Consider the following 20456-nt stretch of genomic DNA (forward strand, 5'->3'; position numbering starts at 1 on the left):
AATTTAATTTCATTAAAATGATAACTGCGCGCCAAAAGTGTAATTTCTTGTTCTTGGATAGGCATTATAATCGATATTAGGTGTTAAACCGGTTTCTAAATTAACTTCCGGATCATACCCTGAATAATTAGTCCAAACAAATAAATTGGAACCTGTTGCGTAAAAGCGAGCTCGGCTAATTCCGATTTTCTTGGTCAAATTTTGAGGTATTGTATAACCTAATGTAAGCGTGTTTAATCGTAAAAAAGTACCTTTTTCAATAGCATAAGACATGGCAATAGGACGACCAATAGAAGTTGGGTTCCACATAGTAGCGTTTTCATTAAACTTGGCTAAAACTTCCGGTTGGTAACGAATTTCATTCCCCATATCGTCATAGTTTCTCCAACGTTTATCTAATCCGACTTCCATTCCTAAATTGTTTTGGTTGTTTTGATACCAGGATGTCATCATAATTTTATTAGCGTTATACACATCGAAACCTACTATAAAATTGAAAAAAGTTGAAAAATCGAAGTTTTTATATGTAGCGTTCAAACCAAAACCTCCGGAATATTTTGGATTTGTATTTCCAATAACTTTTCTGTCCTGATCCCCAATTACGAAAGTATTAGGGTCAGTTAAATCTATAGGCGTTAATTTTTTGAACTTAGCATTACCCGGACGTGGATCTCCAGAAAGGTTTTTAGAGTTCACTACTCCTTCTTTTAATTTCCAAATTCTGGTTAAAGGATCGAATGATTCAAAATCATCCATAGTATAGAAACCATCATTTACAAAACCATAAATTAAACCTTTTTGTCCACCTACATAAGCACGGTAATCATCGTCATTTAACAATTGGGTTCCTGCCCATCCCGAACTTAAAATCCATTCTTCTTCTCCACTGGCTAATTTGTCAATTTTGTTTTTGTTAAAACCAATATTAAAATTCACATCCAATTGAAAATCTTTCTTCTGAATTACATTAGCATTTACGGCAAACTCTAATCCTTTGTTTGATGTTTGACCCACATTTTTCATGATTTTTGTAAATCCTGAAGCTCCCGGAATATCAGAAGGAACCAATAAATCTTTTACTGTATTTTTATAAAATTCGATATTACCTGTAATACGTTCTTTAAAAAATCCAAAATCAAAACCTAAGTTTCTAGTATAAGTTGTTTCCCATTTTACATCCGGATTATTTAAGAAATTAGTATTGTAAAAATTGTAGTAGTAATGATTCTCTTCCCCCCAACCAACAGAACGATCACGGGACACTCCATAATATTTCGCATATAAATCTCCATTAATTCTATCATTCCCGGAAACCCCATAACTCAAACGAACTTTTAAATTGGAAATCACTTCACTGTCTTTCAAAAAGTCTTCATTAGAAACTCTCCAACCTAAAGCAGCAGCAGGGAAAACTCCCCATCGATTACCTGGACCAAACTTAGTTGAACCATCTGTACGAGCGGTAAAAGTGGCTAAGTATTTATCATCATAACCATAATTTACACGACCAAAAAATGAGGATATACGATTTGGAGATCCAGCCGAAGAACCATTTTCATAAGGAGTTCCTAAAGCCAGATTATCCAAAGCTTTGGCTCCTGAAATGTCTTCAGGGAAATAACGGCTACGGTAATATTTACCATAACTTTCCTGATTTTTCATCTCCTGCCCTACCATAAATTGAAAATCATGAACGTCTTTCCATTTATAATTATAATTTAAAACATTACTTAATTGCCATCTTGGGCTTTGAGACATCGACCAATAAGTAACCGGCTGATTATTATTGGCATTGGCTGTACCAGTATCTGTACCCCAAAAACGACCGTCTTCACTGTATTTGTATTCATACCCAAACATACTACGAAGACTCAAGCCATTAATAATATTCCAAGTTAAAGCTCCTGTAGTATTAAATGTACGTGTGTTGCGCTTACGATAATTTTTCTCTGCTTCCTCTTTAGGATTAAAACGCACTGTAGGCTGATATTCTTCAGGGTCAAAATAGGTATCATCCTCTGGTAAAGTCATATACTCTTCTAAACCAAGAGTTGGTGCCTGACGTAAAGTATTTAGTAAACTAACTCCTTCCGTACCTGAACCATCAATCGTTTGATTGATTAAACGGGTTTGAAACTCAAAAGTAAATTTATCAGATAATTTAGTAGTCATCATAAAGTTCAAATTGGTTTGTCGCATTCCACTACCAATTAATACTCCCGGTTGATCCTGATTCACAAGCGCAAATTTATATTTAGTACTCTCGCTTCCTCCTAGTAAACTTAAATCGGTATATTTTGCCACAGGATTGCTTCCAAAAATTTCATCCTGCCAGTCAATTCCTTTATTTCCCTGATAAATGTATAATTCATTAGCACGACCGTAACGATTAAAGAAAGCTGTTGGATTAGAATTACGTTGACGCTCATATTCATATTGCATCATTACAAATTCATAGGGATCCATCACATCCAAACGATTTGCTAAAGTTTTAATTTGCATATAACTATTCACATTTACTGAAATTCTCCCTGCTTTTGGTTTCTTGGTAGTTACCAATACTACTCCGTTAGCTCCACGGGCACCATAAATAGCTGTTGATGCAGCATCTTTCAATACCTCAACAGATTCTATGTCTGTAGGAGGAATATCATTCAGGTTAGCTACCTCAAATCCATCTACTAAAATTAATGGTGAATTATCCTGAGTAACAGAACCTCCTCCACGAATACGAATCATGATTTCGGCACCTGGCGAACCATCCGCTGAAGTTACCTGAACTCCAGGTAACTTTCCCACTAAGGCTTCTGCAACAGAAGCTGTAGGAACTTTAGCCAATTCAGAACCTTTAATACTGGAAATGGCTCCGGTAAGATTTCCTCTTTTTTGTGTTCCATAACCAATTACAACTATCTCATTTAATTCGCTGGTAGATTCTTTCAATTGAATATCTATTCCTGAGGTACGTCCTTTCAAAGGTACTGTAACATCATTCATCCCTATGAATCTAACTAACAAAACTGCAGTTTTTGGATCATTTACCTTTACCGTAAATTTTCCATCTATATCAGTAGTTGTATTGGTATTTTGATCTACTACAATAACTGTGGCAGAAGGTATCGATCCTGTTTGGTCTCTTACAACTCCTGTTACAGTTACTTTTTCCTGAGCATAACTATTAAATGCAAAAAGCAAAACAGCTAAAACACTCACGATATGTTTTTTTATCGTCATAACTACAATATTTTATTTAAAGTTATTTTTAAGTCTGTTTATTATTTCTGATTGATATTCTTTGCTGTCGTATAGACTTCTCCATTTACAGTTACCTCATAGTTTTCTATAATTGGAGTATCCACATCATTCAGATTAAAATTAATTTGGGTGACACCATTAGCAACAATTGGGAAAGAACCTGATATTTCTTTAGTTTGTACAACTTCCATATTGTCATTCATAAACTCTAAATGAACGCGAACTTCATTAACTGTTTCATCTGTTTGAAAAACAATAAAATCATCGGAATAATTGATTCCTCCACTAGTTGTCTTTTTAGTTCTTGAAACCTCCATATCTTGCTGAACAAAAGTTTCATCTATTACTTTGTAACCCTTTCGTTTTACTTCAACTATTGCTTTGATATTGGTATAATTTGGATCGGCCGTTTTATCATTTGCTTTTAAACGTAATGTTCCGGTTCTGGTTAGAATATTCATCGTAAGCATATCTTTGAAAGGAGACTGATATGGCATTGCTGCTGAAATTTTGACTGCTTGATCAGCATTAACAGCCTGAGGGATAATCAAATCGTTTAAATTCACTGGCGAAGGGATCATTTCTTCCGGAATATCGGTTGCAAGAAATTTGTAGGATCCATTTTCAAGAGCAAAACGAAAATGAGAACTGTAATTCGCAAAAAAATCGCCATCGTTTTTATAAATAAAAATAAATTTTGTTGAAATACCTGTATTTAGAACATAAGGCTCATCATTTATCTGAATTTCAAAATTCCTGACTACTGAAGTATTGTATTTCACTTCATCATCATTGCAAGCGGTAATAAACATAAGGAGTATCCCGTATCCCAGAATCTTATTTAGTATCTTTTTCATCATAATACAGTTTAAAATTGAAAATTTCTAAAGTGTTGAGCTGTCCTTTTTTTTATCAGAGATAATCTGGTTTTCAGTAAGCGATTTTTGATGTAAGACACTAATAACATTCCGAGCAGAAACAGCAGCAGTATGCAAGTGTTAGTTTGTTCCATAAGTTTAATTATTTATTAATGATTAGTTAAAAAACTGTCCCGAAAGACATTTTGGTTCGGTGTAAAACTAAAGAGAGTATATCCGAATCAGGTAGAAAAATTACTTTTCAATACGGGGGGTTTTACTAAGAGAATTTACCAATTTCAAAAACTAAAAAAAAAGGAGTCAAATTGATAAATAATGAGGGGTATTTATCTAAAAGCAGTGTAAAAAGAAACTTTTTCTCACAAATATTTTAAAAAAAAGTTCAATATTGTGCTTTCAAGAAACAAACAATAACCTCCAAGATCATAAAAAATTTGTATTTTAAAAACTTATAACTAAAAAATTCCCTTAAAAAAACAATAATTACTCAGTCTCAAAGATCAGATTATGATATTTTGTTTCTTTTAATATAGAGAAAGAGAAATATATAAGAGTAAAAAAGGTCCATCAACAATATAAAAATTGTTGACAGACCTCAAAAACTACTAACTAAAACTATTTATTTGTAAAGACGACGATATTGAGCCGGACTATAATTAAATTTGGATTTAAAACATTTACCAAAATATTTCAGATCAGTGAAACCTACCTCAAAACAAATTTCCTTGATTAATAAATCATCTTTTTTCAACATTTCAGCAGCTTCATTTAATCGAATATCCCGAATAAAAACCACAGGAGAAACTCCTGTTAAATCTTTCAGCTTGTTAAAAAAACTGGCTCTCGACATTCGCATCAATTTCCCTAATTCTTCAACTGAAAAATTGGTTTTTGAAATATTTTCTTTAACCAATTTAATTACCTCAAACATAAATTTATGATCCTGATTAGAAATTTGCAAAGAATCTACATTTGAAATCTCAACAACATTCCCACTTGAATATAAGAGCTGAAGCCTTTTGCGCTGTTCCAACACATTTTTAATACGTGCTTTCAAATAACTAACATTAAAAGGTTTTTCCAAATATTCATCAGCTCCATATTCTAATCCTTCCAATTTAGTATCTATAGCCGTTTTAGCACTCAGTAAAATTACCGGAATATGGCTGGTTAGGATATTATTCCGAATCAGTCTCAGCATTTCAATACCATCCATTTGTGGCATCATTACATCACTAATAATAAAATCAGGATTCAATCTGGCCGCTTTTAAATGGCCTTCGATACCATTTCCTGCTACATGAACAGTGTAATCCTCCTGAAGCATGGAAACTATAAAACTTTGTAGTTCAGGATCATCTTCAACTATAAGCCCAACAAACTTATCTTTTCTCTGTTTTTCTTCTTCTTCTTCTTCTTCTTTAGTTGCAACAAGTGTTTCCTTTAATTGATTATCAATCTCATTTTTACCTCCTGTTTCTTCAAATAAAATAGCAACCTCGTCTCCAAAATGTTTATATCCTCTTGAAAAATTAAGCTGAAAACAAGTTCCTTGCCCCAAAGTACTATTGACTGTAATAGTAGCATGGTGTTTTTCTACCAGATCCTTAACAATTGAAAGACCTATTCCTGTACTTGGATTATGGGGATTTTCATTGTAATTTGAAAAACGCACAAACAATCTTTTTTGCAACACCGGGCTTATTCCCGGACCATTATCACGAATTTTTAGTATTACCTGATTGTCTGTCTCATCAACAAGTACCACAATCGTATCACCACTACGGCAATATTTAAAAGCATTTGAAACTAAATTCACCATAATTTTATCAAGACTATCTGTATCAACCCAAATAAACGGATGTTGAGCAAGCACTTTTAATTTTAAATGAATTTTTCGCTGCAGACTTATTTCCCGGAAATTGTCACACATTTTAGCTGCAAAATGACCTAAATTGATTTCTTTTACCTCCAATTTCCGATTTTGAATTCTTCTTAAATCTAATATCTGATTTACCAAATTCAATAATCTGTTAGTACTTCTTTCTACCAATTCCAATTGTTTTTTAACCGTTTCCGGAACTTCATTATCGGCCAGCATTTTTTCAACCGGAGCTGTAATCATAGTAAGAGGCGTTCGGATTTCATGGGAAATATCAGTAAAGAACTTCAATTTTAACTCTGACAACTGTTTTTCAATTTGAACATCATTGCGCAATTTAAGAATAGTCGAAATAGTGCGTCTGACTAGTATAAATAAACCCATTCCTAACAAGAGATATACAATTAAGGCCAGATTAGACCACCAAATTGAAGGACGAATAACAATGCTTATTTCCCGGTCATTATTTACCCACAAATTATGGTTATTAGTAGAAGAAATTAGTAATTTGTACTCTCCCCTCCCTAAGTTAGTATAATTTACAAACTGACTTCCTTTGATATAATTCCATTGCTTATCTACTCCTTTTAATTTGTATCTGTATACAATATTTTCATTTTTGACATAATCGAGAGCCGAAAACTGAATTCTTAAAAAATTCTGATCATGCTCCAGTGTAACTGCTTCCAGCAAATCAGGATTAGCTGACATCTTCTGATTAATCTCATATAACTCTTTATTGTTGACCGAAAAACCTGTAATAGCCAGATAAGGTTTAAAAGCTAAAGGTTTTAGATTATCAGGGTTAAAATATACCGCACCATCAGAATACCCTACTATAATTTCCCCATTCGAAAGCAGATATTTTGTTGCTTCAGAAAAAATTTCATTTCCAAGAAGAGATTTTATTTCCGGAAAAGTTTCGGCAGTTTTCTTTTTGGCATCAAATCGTACCAACTGATTGTCTCCCATAAGCCAGATTTTACCGGATTTATCTTCTTGTATAGCAACCACTTCATCCATTGGAAAACCAATATACTCTTCTCCAAAAGACTGAATCTTTAATTCGCCTTTATCATCTAAATCGGCTAATTGCACTCCTTTTCCATTAGTTGCTAAGGCCAGTTTATTTTCGGATGTTATCATGATATCCAAAATATCATTGCCTGAAACCTGAGGAAACTCTTTAAAATGAAACTGAGTAAATGTTTTATTTTTATCCGAAAAAGAAAACAACTTATGTGAAGAAATAAAAAACAATTGCTGCTGTTTGTTTTCTACAATCGAACGTACCCTGTCTGCCGTCTTTATCGGATATTTTTTCCATTCGTTTCTGTAATTTATAAAGCGAATCCCGTCATTTGATTCCCGTATAAGATTTAGACCACCTCCCCAGGTTGCAAGAAAGATATGTCCGGAAATGGTTTGGTAAATTTTATAAATATCATTAGCACTTATACTGTATTTATCAAATTCATTGTATTTATAATGTAATACTTTATAAGAATATGTTTTTTGAGTTGGAATCAGACAAAACAATCCGTTTCCTCTGGTTCCTACCCATATTCTGCCCTTTCGATCCTGAAAAGTATGATAAATATCAGCTCCCCAACTGGGACTACCAGCCGACAAAGTGCCGTCGGCTCCTAAGAATCCAATCTTTTTTTTATGTTTATCAAACAAGGTGATTTTTTGATTCCTGCAGGCTACCCACAGAGTCCCGTTTCGTTCCTGCATCACACTTCTTACATTCCTTTTTTGTCGGTTCTTTGAAGATTCCAGAGTTAGGGCTTTAAATTTTTTATTCTTAAAAATCATTAAATCCAATCCTTTTCGATAAGAGCAAAACCATAGATTCCCTAAGTGATCAAATGTAGCGGCATGCATAACATCCGAGACCTCTTCTATCGGCTGCTTCATGCAATGTGAAATAGAAAACAATTGATTTTTCTTTTCGTCCCAATAACTAAATGAACCGTCTTTAGGCTGAATCCATACCGTTCCGTCGGCTGCGGTAAGGAAAAAAGTCTTTCTTTTGATATTCACCGCAGAAGGATCACTAAAATCAACCTGCATATGCTTTAACTTTCCAGTCATTAAATCAAACTGATAAATTCCTGAATTAGTGCCCTCAAACCAAAACTGCCGTCCATGAGTTAATCCCATATACTTTATTGTTTCTACCGGAAATCCAGGTAAAGTATTGCTATTATAATTTTTTAGCTTACCTGATTTTATATCATAATACGCAAAACCGTCTGACTGGCTCACAATAAGTATCTTATCTCCAGACAGGTACTTAATTTTTTCAATATCAGAATGATTTTCTAAAGGCACATCAAAAAAAGCTGAAGATTTTTTAGAATAACGAATCATTTTACCATCAGTTCCTCCAAACCACAATTCATCATTAATTTCAGTAACTGCCTTAAAAGAATAAGATTTACCAGAAGGCCGGGTCATATTAAAAAATAAATATTCTGGCTGGACTGATTTCTTCTTCAACCTGCAGATACCAAAATTGGTCAAAAACCAGGTTGTACCCGTAGAATCTTCAAAGATTTCCTGAATTTTACCATTCCCGAGTTTAGAAAAATCAAAATTTATCAGCTTTATATCTTCATTATTTTCTAAAAGAACTAACTGATTTTTATTTTCAGGATACAACCAGACCCTTCCCGAGGGCATTAATCTGAAATCCTTAAAAGAAGTTGATTCTAAAGCCGTATTATAAGTCTCTACGGGATAATGAAAATTCAGGGTACGCGAATCAAAATAATAGACTTCATTTTGCTCAGACTTAATCCAAATCCGCTCACTTTTATCAAATTGAAAACTGGACACGCGATTTGAGGATAAATTTAATTTCCCTCCCTGTAATACTTCAAAATTTTTAAAAGTATTACCATCATAGCGAATTAACCCATTATAAGTTCCCAACCAAATAAATCCTTTTTTATCCTGCTGTATATCAAGAATATGAGACTGACTTAACTTTACATCATGTGAAAAATGCTTCAGAACTCCAAAAGGCTGTGCCGAGCAGAACTCTAAAAACAGACAAAAAAAAGCAACAAACACCTCTTTTCTCAAAATTACGCCAATTATATCATTTATAATAACTACAAAAATATCAAAATTCTTATCCGAACCAAGAAATGTGTATCAGTCTAATCAAATACCCCTACTGAAATAGCATTTTGTACCTGCCAACGAAATTCTCTGAAATAAAAAATCTTATAATCAGTTATATAGGCTCCGTGAAATAGCGATTTAGTCTAATGGAAAGAAAACAAAGCCTTTATTTTGACAGCATAAGAACAGTAAAATACAATTGTATTTTTCGCAAAACAGAAATCAAAAAAAACTTAGAAACTACTAATAATTATTTTAAAAAAAAAACAATGGAAAAAATATGCTCCTTAGTTTTTGTATTACAATTGGTAACCGTTAGCACTTTTGCACAGGAAAAACTTCCATTCAAAAATCCTGATTTACCTTCCGAACAAAGAGTAAATGATATTGTTTCAAGAATGACTTTGCACGAAAAAATTTCGCAACTAATGGATCATTCTCCTGCCATAAAACGTTTGGATATTCCAGAATATAACTGGTGGAATGAATCTTTACACGGGGTTGCCCGTGCTGCTTATGCTACTGTTTTTCCTCAATCTATTTCGATTGCATCCTCTTGGGATCGTCAATTAATATTTGATGTTGCGAACGCTATTTCGGATGAAGCACGTGCCAAACACCACGAATATTTAAAAAAAGGACAGCATGGTATGTATCAGGGATTGACCTTCTGGTCGCCCAACATCAATATTTTTTTAGAGATCCTCGCTGGGGACGCGGACACATTTGTAAACAATGATACTTGATACCTGAAAGCCTTTAGTAAACATTGAACTGCGTATTTCTGTATTGTTACAACAATTGAATTAAATACTTTTTCCTTACCTTTGTATTGTTACAAATAAAAAACTATGAAAGTTTAGTGACCCTATTGGTGACCCTGTTCTTAAATATCAAATGTAAGTCCCGTAATTACTGGGATTATGATAAAGGCTAAGGAGCCTCTTTCTCCGCAGAATAACTTTCAAAAGTTATCAAAACCTCGAAAATCTTATGATTTTCGGGGTTTTTTGTTTTAAGAAACTTTCAAATTATACATTCTTTATCAAAATTCAAGGAGTAAAATAGAGACCCTAAAAAATCAGAATATTGGGTCTCGCAAAATGATAAGTTGCTACATAAAAGCACCTGATTTTACTGGGGGTTACAACACAGTTCTAAGCACTATCATTTTTTGAACATCTTGTAAAAAGACAAACCTTATTATAACTTATTCTATAATTTAAAGGTTAACAAAATGAAAGTAAAAACCACCTTGCACTTCTATGCAAAATCAACAAAAAGCAATTCAGTAGGGCTTTTTCCAATTTACGTTAGGCTGACTGTAGATGGAAAAAGGTTAGAGTACAGCACTAAAAAATTCATTGATCCGGCTAAGTGGTCCTCTACTACAAGCCGGATGAAAGGGAATTCAGAAGAAGCACGTTCAATAAATAGCATTCTTGATTTTATAAAAAATAAAATCAATACCATTGAATTTGAAATACTGAAAGATGGTCATTCATTCAATATAGAAGAATTTAGAAATAGACTATCTGGCTCAACGGAAAGAACACGCAACCTCATCCCTATCTTTCAGGATCACAATAGCAAAATAAAAGAACTAATTGGAAAAGAATATGCTCCCGGAACATTAGAACGCTATGAAACATCTTTAAAGCACACTAAAGACTTTTTAATCTGGAAGTACAAAGTTTCAGATATTGATATTACAAAGATAGACCATGCATTTATCACGGATTACGAATTCTACTTGAGAACGGTTCGGAATTGCGCCAATAATACGGCAGTAAAATACATAAAGAACTTCAGCAAGATTATCAAAATCTGTTTGGCCAATCATTGGTTAGAGAAAAATCCTTTTGCAAATTATAAAGCCAAGATCAAAGAAGTAGAAAGAGTGTATCTTACAGAAAACGAGATCCAAGATATAATCAATAAAGATTTTGGAACCGACAGACTATCATTAGTTCGTGATATCTTTGTTTTTAGCTGCTTTACCGGACTCGCTTATATTGATGTTAAGAATCTCACCAAATCACACATAAGCTATGGTATCGACGGTGAAAAATGGATATTCACCCATAGACAAAAAACCGAAAGTGCTTCTAAAATTCCAATCCTTCCATTAACACAAATGATTATTGATAAATATGCTGACCATTCACAAAGCAGCAATCAAGAAAAATTACTCCCTATCCTATCCAATCAAAAAATGAATAAGTATCTAAAAGAAATTGCTGGAGTTTGTGAAACAGAAAAAGAATTAGCTTTTCACATTGCCAGACACACTTTTGCAATGACTGTGACGCTTACAAATGGTGTTCCTATTGAAAGTGTAAGCAAAATACTTGGGCATAAAAACCTTCGAACTACGCAACACTATGCAAAAGTATTAGATAGAAAAGTTGGAAAAAATATGTTAATACCTAAAGAAAAACTGAATAATAAACTGGTCAGTAATAATATCAAATTAGTAAATCAATGAGAAACTCCTTTTCTAAAAGCATTCGGAGTAAACCCTGTATTCTTTTTAAAGAAGAAATTGAAATTTGGTTGGTCTGAAAATCCAACTGCATAACTGATTTGTTCCATCGACCAGCTTGTCTGTAATAGAAGTGCTTTGCATTCGTCTAAAAGTCTTCCTTTGATATGGGTACTTACATTTTGACCTGTACGCTTTTTTAATATCCGATTCAGATAATTAGGATGAAGATCCATACAAGCGGCAAATTCCTGAGCTGTTCTGAGTTTTATGGGTTTTTCATAGTTTATTTTAGAAATTTCCTCTTCCAATAATCCAAAAAAACGATGGATATGGTCATAATCTTCACCTGTGCTTTCCGGAACGATCGTTTTTGACATTCTTGCACTGTCAATCATCAATAGTTGCATATAGGCCTGTATCGCTTCGCATCCTAAAGGGTTCTCCTGTTCGTTATACATACTTTCCCACAGTCGAATAAAGCCTGGCAAATCATTTTCTTCGACGCTAATAACGCTTTTGGATTTATCATTAAACAAAGCAAGTCTTTCCATCGTGGCAGTCAATGTTGGATGATGATTGATATAGACTTTTTTAAAAAGCAAATAATATCCGGCTGATTCCCCCGAAGTTTTCTTCCAGGAAATAATATCGTTCGGATGAATAAAAATCATTGTTGGTTTATCAATTATATATTGATTGCGTCCCAAAGTAAAAATCCCATCTCCTCCAGTAATCATAAGAATCTTATAGAAATCCCTTCTATTGGCGGATAGATAATTTCTGCAATCCTCAATTTCGCGATTGAATACCTTGATTAATTTGGAGTCATGTGTCTCTCTATAAATCGGGGTTAGTTCCGGGAAACTGCGAAGAAGGTCTATTTCTTTAAGGTCTAAAGCTGTTTTCATATATGTCAGAGTTTTTTTGATTTATAAATTTAAAAAAATCCTGCAATTTTTTCAAAAGGTTTGATTTTCATAAAAACAGGCGTTTTTTTCCTATAAAGTAGTATCCAAATCTGGCGCAACTTTGTCATATCAAAATGAAACAGCAAATATTAAAAATTTTAAAAATCAAAAATTATGGAAATTAATCTAAATGAATCAAGACAAGTTGTACAACAGGCAAAAGCCAAAGCAGTACAGCTTAACGTAAATGCAAACATTGCAGTTTTGGACACGGCAGGGCATCTTAAAACTTTTGAAAGAATGGACGATGCTTTTTTGGGTTCAATGGACATCGCTATTAAGAAAGCTAAAACAGCAAGCCTTTTCAGAACAAGTAGCGAAAACGTAGGACAATATCTAAAACCTGAAGCAGGAACCTACGGAATGACAGCTACAAACGATGGTTTGGTAGGATTTGCAGGTGGGCTTCCAATCCTTAAGAACGACGAGATTATCGGTTATATAGGTGTTTCAGGAGGAGCCGTTTCGGAAGACCTTCAAATCGCAACCTCTGGAGCGGAAATTTTAAATCAAAAAACTAATTAAAAATCAAATCAATTAATCATTAACATTAAAAATTAGAAACAATGAAAACAAAAACAATTTTAATCACAGGATCAGGTTCAGGATTCGGAAAAGGAGCAGCAATCGGAATGGCTAAAAACGGACACAACATTATCGCAACAGTACATGTTTCATCACAGGTTACACCTCTTCGAGAGGAAGTTACAGCACTGGGTTTATCAGACAAAATCCGTGTAGAACGTTTAGACCTTACCGACCAATACGACATCAAGCAAGCCTTAAAATGGGATTTTGACATCCTTTGGAACAATGCCGGTATGGGCGAAGCAGGACCAGTTTGGGAAATTCCGGTTGATATCGTAAGAAAAAACTACGAAGTGAATGTCTTTTTGCCTTTAGTTCTTACACAAGGTGTTGTTCAAAGATGGGTAAGAGAAGGTAAAAAAGGAAAAGTAGTTTTCACTTCTTCAATGGGTGGCTTGTTCACACCTGCAAATTGGGGAACTTATGTATCAACCAAACATGCTTTGGAATCTTTCGCAGAAGCAATGCAACAGGAACTTGTTGCTTACGGAATTAAAGTACAGACCATCAATCCTGGGGCTTACTATACGGGTTACAACGAAACAATGGCAGACAACCCATTCCGTTGGTTAGACGATGAAGTGAACTTTACCAAAAGAGCAGATTTACGCAAAGGCTTTGATGATTTCTTCGCCACTCCAGAAGGAAAAATGGATGCAACAGAAATGATTGACCGCATGATCGAAATCGTACCTTCAGATGAGGGTAAATTCAGAAACGTTGTTCCTAAAGTGATTGAAGATATGTTGAAAGACCATCAATTAAAAGCCTGGGAAAATACCATCTAATCTCAACAAAAGCAAACCTAAGCGAGAGCTAGGGTTTGCTTTCATTTTCAAACAATTATAAAACTCAATACAATGAAATCTCTAATACCAATTCTTATGATTATCTTTTCAATTACAGTAAATGCTCAAAATTACAGCAAAGAAGAATCTTTAAATAAAGACATTATCACAAAAGCATTCCAAAACTGGCATAATGGAATCGGAAATTTTTTCGACCTGCTTACAGAAGATATGCACTGGGAAATAACAGGCTCTACATCATATTCCAAAGTTTATAAATCAAAACAGGAGTTTTTGGACACCGTCATTATTCCGCTTAACAAAAAACTGAAAGTGAAAATAAAGCCAACAATACGCAATATTTTTGTTGACAATGACATGGTTATTGTTTTATGGGATGGTGAAGCTATAGCTTTGGATGGCAAAACTTATCGTTCTTCATATTCCTGGTATATGAAAATGAAAAACGGAAAGATTACAGAAGTTGTAGCGTTTCTGGATGGAATCGAGTTTGCAGACATCATGCAGAGAATCAGTATAGACTGAAAAGCTTATAGAGCATCAGGTATGGTAAATCAACCCCCTGTAACAACCCTCTGCCTGTGCTCATATCCCCACTTCTCCATAGCAAGTAAAACCTCGCTCAATGTCTCGCTATATTGAGTTAATTCATACTGAACTGTAATTGGCTTGGTATTGCAGACCTCACGATTGACTAGCGCGTTCATTTCCAATTCTTTTAATTCTTTTGAAAGGATTCGAGGTGAAATACCTGCCTCCCTTGACAATTCATTAAAGCCTTTTTTCCCGCTTCTCAAGACCGAGATTAAGACAAGCTTCCATTTTCCGCCTACTACATCAAGTGTATCTCTTATTGCCATCTTTGCTTTTCCACAACTTTCTGCCGTATGTATCATAATGCACTATTCTTTTTGTAAGTACTATCCTTTTTGTAACAGATATCAAATGTATAGTATTTATTCTGAACTTTGTATAACAATTTTAAACAAAAAAAGAAATCATGAAAATTTTAAGATTAGAAACCAGTTTTAACGGTAAATCATCCAAAAGCTATCAATTGGGTAATGCCATTTTAAAAAATTTATTGAAAAAGTACCCTGATTCGAAAATTCATACTCGCAATCTGGCACAAAATGAACTTCCACATTTTAACGAAATCCATTTTACCTCTTTTGCTACTCCGGTAGAAAATCTATCAAGCGAACTAAAGAATGCAGCACAGTATTCAAATGATGCTATTGATGAGCTGATGCAAACGGATATAATAGTGATTGATGTTCCCATGTACAACTTTACTATTCCTTCTTCGCTAAAGGCTTGGATTGACCATGTTGCAAGATCTGGGGTTACTTTCCGCTATACTCAAAACGGAGTGGAAGGATTGGTTAAAAACAAAAAAGTTTATCTGGCTATTGCTTCCGGAGGTATTTACTCTGAAGGGCCTATGAAAGATTATGACTTTACGGAAAAATACTTGCGAAATATCCTTGGTTTTATTGGGATTCAGGATGTTGTCGCTTTCAGGGTTGAAGGTGTTGCCATTCCAGGTATCAAAGAAACTGCCATGCCTAAAGCCATTCAGACAGTAGATGAATCATTTGCATATTAATTAAAAAAAAGAAAAATTATGTCACAAAAAGCACTCAAAATTACAGGATGGGCATTAACCATCATTCTCGGTTTTTTTTTTAGCTATGAGTGCTTTTCTGAAGCTCACTCAAAACGAAACCGCACTGACACAAGCTTCCGATTTCGGAATCGATTCAGCAACTTACCAGTTTATTGGCATTATAGAAATTATCTCATTGATACTTTTCATCATCCCGAGAACAGGAATTTTAGGAACACTGTTTCTGGCATCTTACTTAGGGGGAGCTATAGCAACACACTTACAGCATCAACAACCCATTGCAATAGCTGTTGGTTTTCAAATAATCCTTTGGATAACTGCCTTTATCCGTTATCCGGAATTGAGAGAAAGACTTTTAATAAACACAAAAAATTAATAATAATGACACAAAGAGCCATATCTAAAATTACCCAATCTGGTTGGCACCAAGGGTTTTTAGGAACAGGACACAGCGCTTCTGCTGTTTTTGAAGGAACTCCTTATCGGAATTCCGATCCATTCATACTATTTATGGATGACAAACTTAATCTTCCGGGTGGTGAACCTGTTGGTGGTGCACATCCGCACGCAGGATTTGAAACACTAACCTTGGTATTGAAAGGTAACGAAAAGAATTGGAAAACTGGAAGCTTTGAATTGATGACAGCTGGTAAAGGTATCATCCATACAGAAGAGATTTCATCAGAACAAAACCTTCACATTCTCCAAGTTTGGTTGGTTTTGCCTCCTGAAAAAAGATGGACAGAACCTTTCTGGCAAAAAATCTTCTTGGAAAATGTCCCTACAATCAAAAAGGAACAATATGAAATTCGTGTATATAGTGGAAGTAGCAATGGGTTGACTTCGCCACTTATGAATTATACACCGCTTACATTAGTTGATTTCAAGATGAAAGTAAATCAGAACATTACTCAGGAAATACCTGCTGTTCAAAACGGATTAATTTATGTGCTGGAAGGAAGCATACAAATTGGAGATAAAACAATTAAAGCAGGACAAGCTGGATGGCTAAATAAAAGTTCAGAGAAAGGAGCAAGTGAAATTAATTTACAATCACTTGAAGAAGCACACTTTGTATTGTTTGCAGCACACTCGCATAATGTTCCTGTAGTTTCCCACGGGCCATTCATTGGGGATACTGATGCAGATATTTCAAGACTATACAGAGAGTACCGCAATGGGGAAATGTCCCATTTGGATAATTTGCCTGAAAAGCAAAGAATAAGCTATTAAGTAAAAGAATAACAATTTTAAAAACAGAAAATATGAATTTCAAACATTATGATGATGGCAAAGAAGGGAACCTCTTTCTCCGCAACAAAACGGGAAGCCTTTATTTATAAGGATTCCCGTTTTTTTTATTTGTTTTTTTACGAAAAAATAAAACAAAGTACACAACACTCAGATTAGATAAAACTTCAAAAAATCTTCATGAGAATTATATAACAAAAAAAGAAATTACATAACTCACTCATCAGCTTTGAATTTAAATTTAGATTACAATTAAAAATTCAAGTTCTCACTCAAGCTAATAATGACCATAAAAATTATTTTCAATATGCTTTTGATAATATTATCTGTAAGACTGTTGTTTTCGGATAGTCTTTCTTGTTAACTGAGTGTCATCGGAATGTAGATTATCATGGTAGTACCCCTGTTTTTTTTACTTACAGCTTTAATAAAACCCTGATGATTGGCAACAATTTTTTTTACTAAAGTAAGTCCCAATCCACTACCTTTAAATGTGTTTTGGTGCAAGCGGTAGAAAGGATTGAAAACTGTGGTTTCATACTCTTTTTCAAAACCTATTCCGTTATCAATAATACAAATTTTCACATAATTGATTTCTGGTTCTCCATTCCAATCCATAATTTCTTTATGAGATGGCGTATGAGCTTCAATTTTTATTTGAGGAATAACGCCTTCTTTTGTAAATATCAGAGAATTGATAATCAGCTGTGTAAACAATTGTTGAATCTGTTGTGGTATGATATTCAATTCAGGCAGGTTATCAACCAGAATCTCAGCATTTTTTTGACTAATTATTTCTTTCAAATCCCGGATAATTTTTTTAAAGAGCTTGTTTAAATCTGTTTTTTTGTATTCTCTTTCCAGAAAATTAACTCTTGAATAATTAATAACATCGTCTATTAACTGACTCATATTAGTGACTAAATATTGAATACGCTCCAAATAATGTTTTCCCAGCTCGCTAATATTACTTTCGTTATCAAAAGTTCTTTTACTAAACATATGTATCTTACGAAGCGGCTCATGCAAAACATCACTGGCCGCAGTAGTAAATGCTTCCAGTTGATGATGGTATTTTTGTATTTCTAATTTCTTAGCTACTAATAACTCATTAGCATTTACTAATTCCGTGATATCATTAAATGTTAAAAGAATATGGTCTTCATTTAAAACTTGAATCGGACCAGCATTTATCAGCATTATTTTTTTTCCAATACCATCACATACTATTTCTACTTTACTTTTTTCAATGACGAGTTGTTCGTTTAGTATTTTAGAAATTTGTTCCTTAAAACCCGGAATATTCCATTGACAGTTTCCTATTTCGAACAAGGACTGATTTTCAATTTCAGCCTCTGTTGTTTTAAAACACTGATAAAATGCCTGATTGGCTTTTTTAATAAAAAAGTAATCATCGATAATTAATAAGGGCTCATGAATAGTATTAATAATAGCTTCTCCATAATCTAAAGCCTTTACTAATTCTTTCTGATTTTCTCTGAGTTCAGCATTTATACAGGATAGCTCCTCTTTAGCAGAAGCTAATTCCTGACTTTGTGCTCTTAAAACTTCATTTACCAAATGATTTTCATCTGTAACTTCTGTAGTATTTTTTTGTTTTCCGCCAATAAACAGGTTTTCATTTCTCTTTTTACTTTTAATTGCTTCGTTATAAAAAATAATTATCAAATGCGAATCATTATTCTGAGGTACTACAATCTCAAAGGATATAAAACAGGATTTCTTTTTAACCTCAATACGGTCCTCACGGATATTTCTTTTCTCTGTTTTTACTTTTAGTATAGCAATCTGTAATTTTATCCTGACTTCCTCATCTGTCATTTTTAAAATATTAAAACTGGGTTTTCCTTGTGATGGAGATAAAAATGAACTTGTATCACCATGAAAATAAACAATTTCCATATTTTCATTAATAACTACACACGCCGGAGTGTATTTAGAAAATAAAATATCAGACACTATTTTTTGAAAATCTGTTTCTGTTTGGGTTTTAAATTCAGAAACACTAACTTTTTCCTGGAAATTATTTTCAACAGCAGTAAATACTTGTACTGAATCTTGTTCAGGAGCAGCTTTACGTATATAGATTTCTTGTGTTTTCCCTGTAGCTTCAAACAAACCTTCTACAGAATTAATTGTTTCTGATTTTCCAATAAAAAGAATTCCTTTATCATTCAGTGAATAATAAAAGGATAGTAAGGCCTTATTTTGTAAAAAGGGATTAAAATATTTTAAAACATTGCGGCAATTAACAAAATCTATTTTAGCAAATGGAGGATCCTTAACAAAATTATGTACTGCAAATACACACATATCGCGAATTACTTTACAAACCTGATATTCTCTGTTGCTTTTAATGAAGTATTTTTGCAGTCTTTCTTTATTTATCTGCTGCACATCAAAATTAGAATAAATCCCTGATCGGGCTTTTATAATAGCTCTTTCAGATAAGTCAGTGGCAAAAATTTGAACTTTCATACCACTAAGTTTATTTTTTAACAGATATTCATGAAGACTAATTGCCAGGGAATAGGTTTCTTCACCAGTTGCACATCCTGCAATCCAGATACGCAAGGTGTTATCATTTATATTGCTGATTAATGACGGAAAAATAATTTCATTTAAATTTTCAAAATAGTCTGAATCTTTGAAAAAATAACTAACCGAAAATAAAAAATCATGAAATAAAATATCCTGTTCCGTTTTATTATTCTGAAGAAAATTATAGTATCCCTCTACACTATCTTTTTGTAAAACAGTCATTCTTATAACAATACGTCTTCTTAAGTAAGCCTGTTTGTAATTACTGAAATCATGCTGATGCTTTTCTGCTGTGAGTTCAATAATTCTCCTGAATAATTCTTTTTTATCCTGAGGAATATTTTCCTGATTATTAGCATTAATATATGCTGGATACTTTTTTTGAATTTGAAGCATTTCAAAAGGAAAATGCTCTGTTGTCATTACATAATCAGCTACATAGTTATCTCTGAGATGTTGGGTTATCCCTCTAAAAGCTGTTTTATCGGGCTTTTGAATTATCGTAATTCCACCTTCTTCCTTTATTTTTTTAAATCCCCTTATACTTTCAAAATTAGAATCTGAACCCAGCATTAATCCCACTACAGCACTTTTATATACTTCAGCTAAGGATTCAAAAAAAATATCGGTGCCACTACCCTGCCTTTCATTCCGTGTAATTTGTTTCAGTTTTAGTATGCCAGAAGATGTGGTGAGAAAATTTTTTTCGGGCATAATATAAATATGATTGGGCTCTAAATGTATATCGTTAATAATTTCATTAACAGGAATTTGAATATTTGATGATAGTATTTCAGCTAAATTTGCTGGTAAATCTTCTGTGTGTCTTATAATTATAAATGCTATTCCGGAATCCTGAGGTATCGCTAAAAGTATTTTTTTTAATGTTTCTAATGATCCAATAGAAATACCAATACCTACTACTAAAAGATTGGACATATCGGCTTGTAGTTTTTTTTTAATAAGGATTTCCATAGAATAGTAAAAAATTTATCGGTAAAAAACAAGAA

General features: G+C 33.5%; 13 protein-coding genes and 1 pseudogene. 8 read left to right on the forward strand and 6 right to left on the reverse strand.

Annotated features, from left to right (window positions below):
• Window positions 1-12: 12 nt before the first annotated feature.
• The 3 genes from ABS764_RS12800 to ABS764_RS12810 form a co-directional block, all read right to left on the reverse strand.
• Complete coding sequence (locus ABS764_RS12800; protein ID WP_408082196.1) at window positions 13-3234, reverse strand: SusC/RagA family TonB-linked outer membrane protein; 3222 nt, start codon at window positions 3232-3234, stop codon at window positions 13-15.
• Window positions 3235-3275: 41 nt separating this feature from the next.
• A complete protein-coding gene (locus ABS764_RS12805; protein ID WP_408082197.1) occupies window positions 3276-4112 on the reverse strand; it encodes a hypothetical protein in 837 nt (278 codons plus the stop codon).
• A 640-nt stretch (window positions 4113-4752) separates the two neighbouring features.
• A complete protein-coding gene (locus ABS764_RS12810; RefSeq protein ID WP_408082198.1) occupies window positions 4753-9108 on the reverse strand; it encodes a hybrid sensor histidine kinase/response regulator transcription factor in 4356 nt (1451 codons plus the stop codon).
• Between the two features lie 311 nt (window positions 9109-9419).
• On the opposite strand from ABS764_RS12810, the gene ABS764_RS12815 reads away from it, so the two are divergent.
• The gene (locus ABS764_RS12815; protein ID WP_408082199.1) at window positions 9420-9896 is read left to right on the forward strand and encodes a hypothetical protein; all 477 of its coding nucleotides are present in this window, start codon (window positions 9420-9422) and stop codon (window positions 9894-9896) included.
• A 491-nt stretch (window positions 9897-10387) separates the two neighbouring features.
• On the forward strand, window positions 10388-11638 hold the full coding sequence (locus ABS764_RS12820; RefSeq protein WP_408082200.1) for a site-specific integrase: 1251 nt from the start codon (window positions 10388-10390) through the stop codon (window positions 11636-11638).
• Here the strand turns inward: ABS764_RS12820 and ABS764_RS12825 are convergent.
• Window positions 11632-12546 carry a helix-turn-helix domain-containing protein gene (locus ABS764_RS12825; protein ID WP_408082201.1) on the reverse strand — a complete coding sequence of 305 codons (915 nt, stop codon included), beginning with the start codon at window positions 12544-12546 and terminating at the stop codon, window positions 11632-11634. The genes ABS764_RS12820 and ABS764_RS12825 overlap by 7 nt on opposite strands.
• Window positions 12547-12720: 174 nt before the next feature.
• Here ABS764_RS12825 and ABS764_RS12830 point away from each other — a divergent pair, with 174 nt between their 5' ends.
• From ABS764_RS12830 to ABS764_RS12840, 3 genes are all read left to right on the forward strand, one after another.
• Window positions 12721-13131: a GlcG/HbpS family heme-binding protein gene (locus tag ABS764_RS12830; RefSeq protein WP_408082202.1), complete on the forward strand. Its 411-nt coding sequence runs from the start codon at window positions 12721-12723 to the stop codon at window positions 13129-13131.
• A gap of 41 nt (window positions 13132-13172) precedes the next feature.
• A complete protein-coding gene (locus ABS764_RS12835) occupies window positions 13173-13982 on the forward strand; it encodes an SDR family oxidoreductase (RefSeq protein WP_408082203.1) in 810 nt (269 codons plus the stop codon).
• 72 nt (window positions 13983-14054) lie between these two features.
• Entirely contained in the window at window positions 14055-14528 is a 474-nt protein-coding gene (locus ABS764_RS12840; RefSeq protein WP_408082204.1) for a nuclear transport factor 2 family protein, read from the forward strand.
• A gap of 29 nt (window positions 14529-14557) precedes the next feature.
• Here ABS764_RS12840 and ABS764_RS12845 read toward each other — a convergent pair whose 3' ends face one another.
• Window positions 14558-14899, reverse strand: coding sequence for a winged helix-turn-helix transcriptional regulator (locus ABS764_RS12845; protein WP_408082205.1), 342 nt, complete (start codon window positions 14897-14899; stop codon window positions 14558-14560).
• Window positions 14900-15003: 104 nt separating this feature from the next.
• Between ABS764_RS12845 and ABS764_RS12850 the strand changes: the two genes are divergently transcribed.
• From ABS764_RS12850 to ABS764_RS12860, 3 genes and pseudogenes are all read left to right on the forward strand, one after another.
• Entirely contained in the window at window positions 15004-15612 is a 609-nt protein-coding gene (locus ABS764_RS12850; protein ID WP_408082206.1) for an FMN-dependent NADH-azoreductase, read from the forward strand.
• 82 nt (window positions 15613-15694) lie between these two features.
• Window positions 15695-16009 (forward strand): annotated as a pseudogene (locus ABS764_RS12855) (DoxX family protein); the annotation flags it as partial.
• Between the two features lie 5 nt (window positions 16010-16014).
• Window positions 16015-16866: a pirin family protein gene (locus ABS764_RS12860; RefSeq protein WP_408082207.1), complete on the forward strand. Its 852-nt coding sequence runs from the start codon at window positions 16015-16017 to the stop codon at window positions 16864-16866.
• A gap of 378 nt (window positions 16867-17244) precedes the next feature.
• On the opposite strand, the gene ABS764_RS12865 is transcribed toward ABS764_RS12860, so the two are convergent.
• Complete coding sequence (locus tag ABS764_RS12865) at window positions 17245-20421, reverse strand: CheR family methyltransferase (RefSeq protein WP_408082208.1); 3177 nt, start codon at window positions 20419-20421, stop codon at window positions 17245-17247.
• Window positions 20422-20456: the final 35 nt, after the last annotated feature.

The sequence above is a fragment of the Flavobacterium plantiphilum genome (assembly GCF_046000495.1).
GTDB lineage: Bacteria > Bacteroidota > Bacteroidia > Flavobacteriales > Flavobacteriaceae > Flavobacterium > Flavobacterium plantiphilum.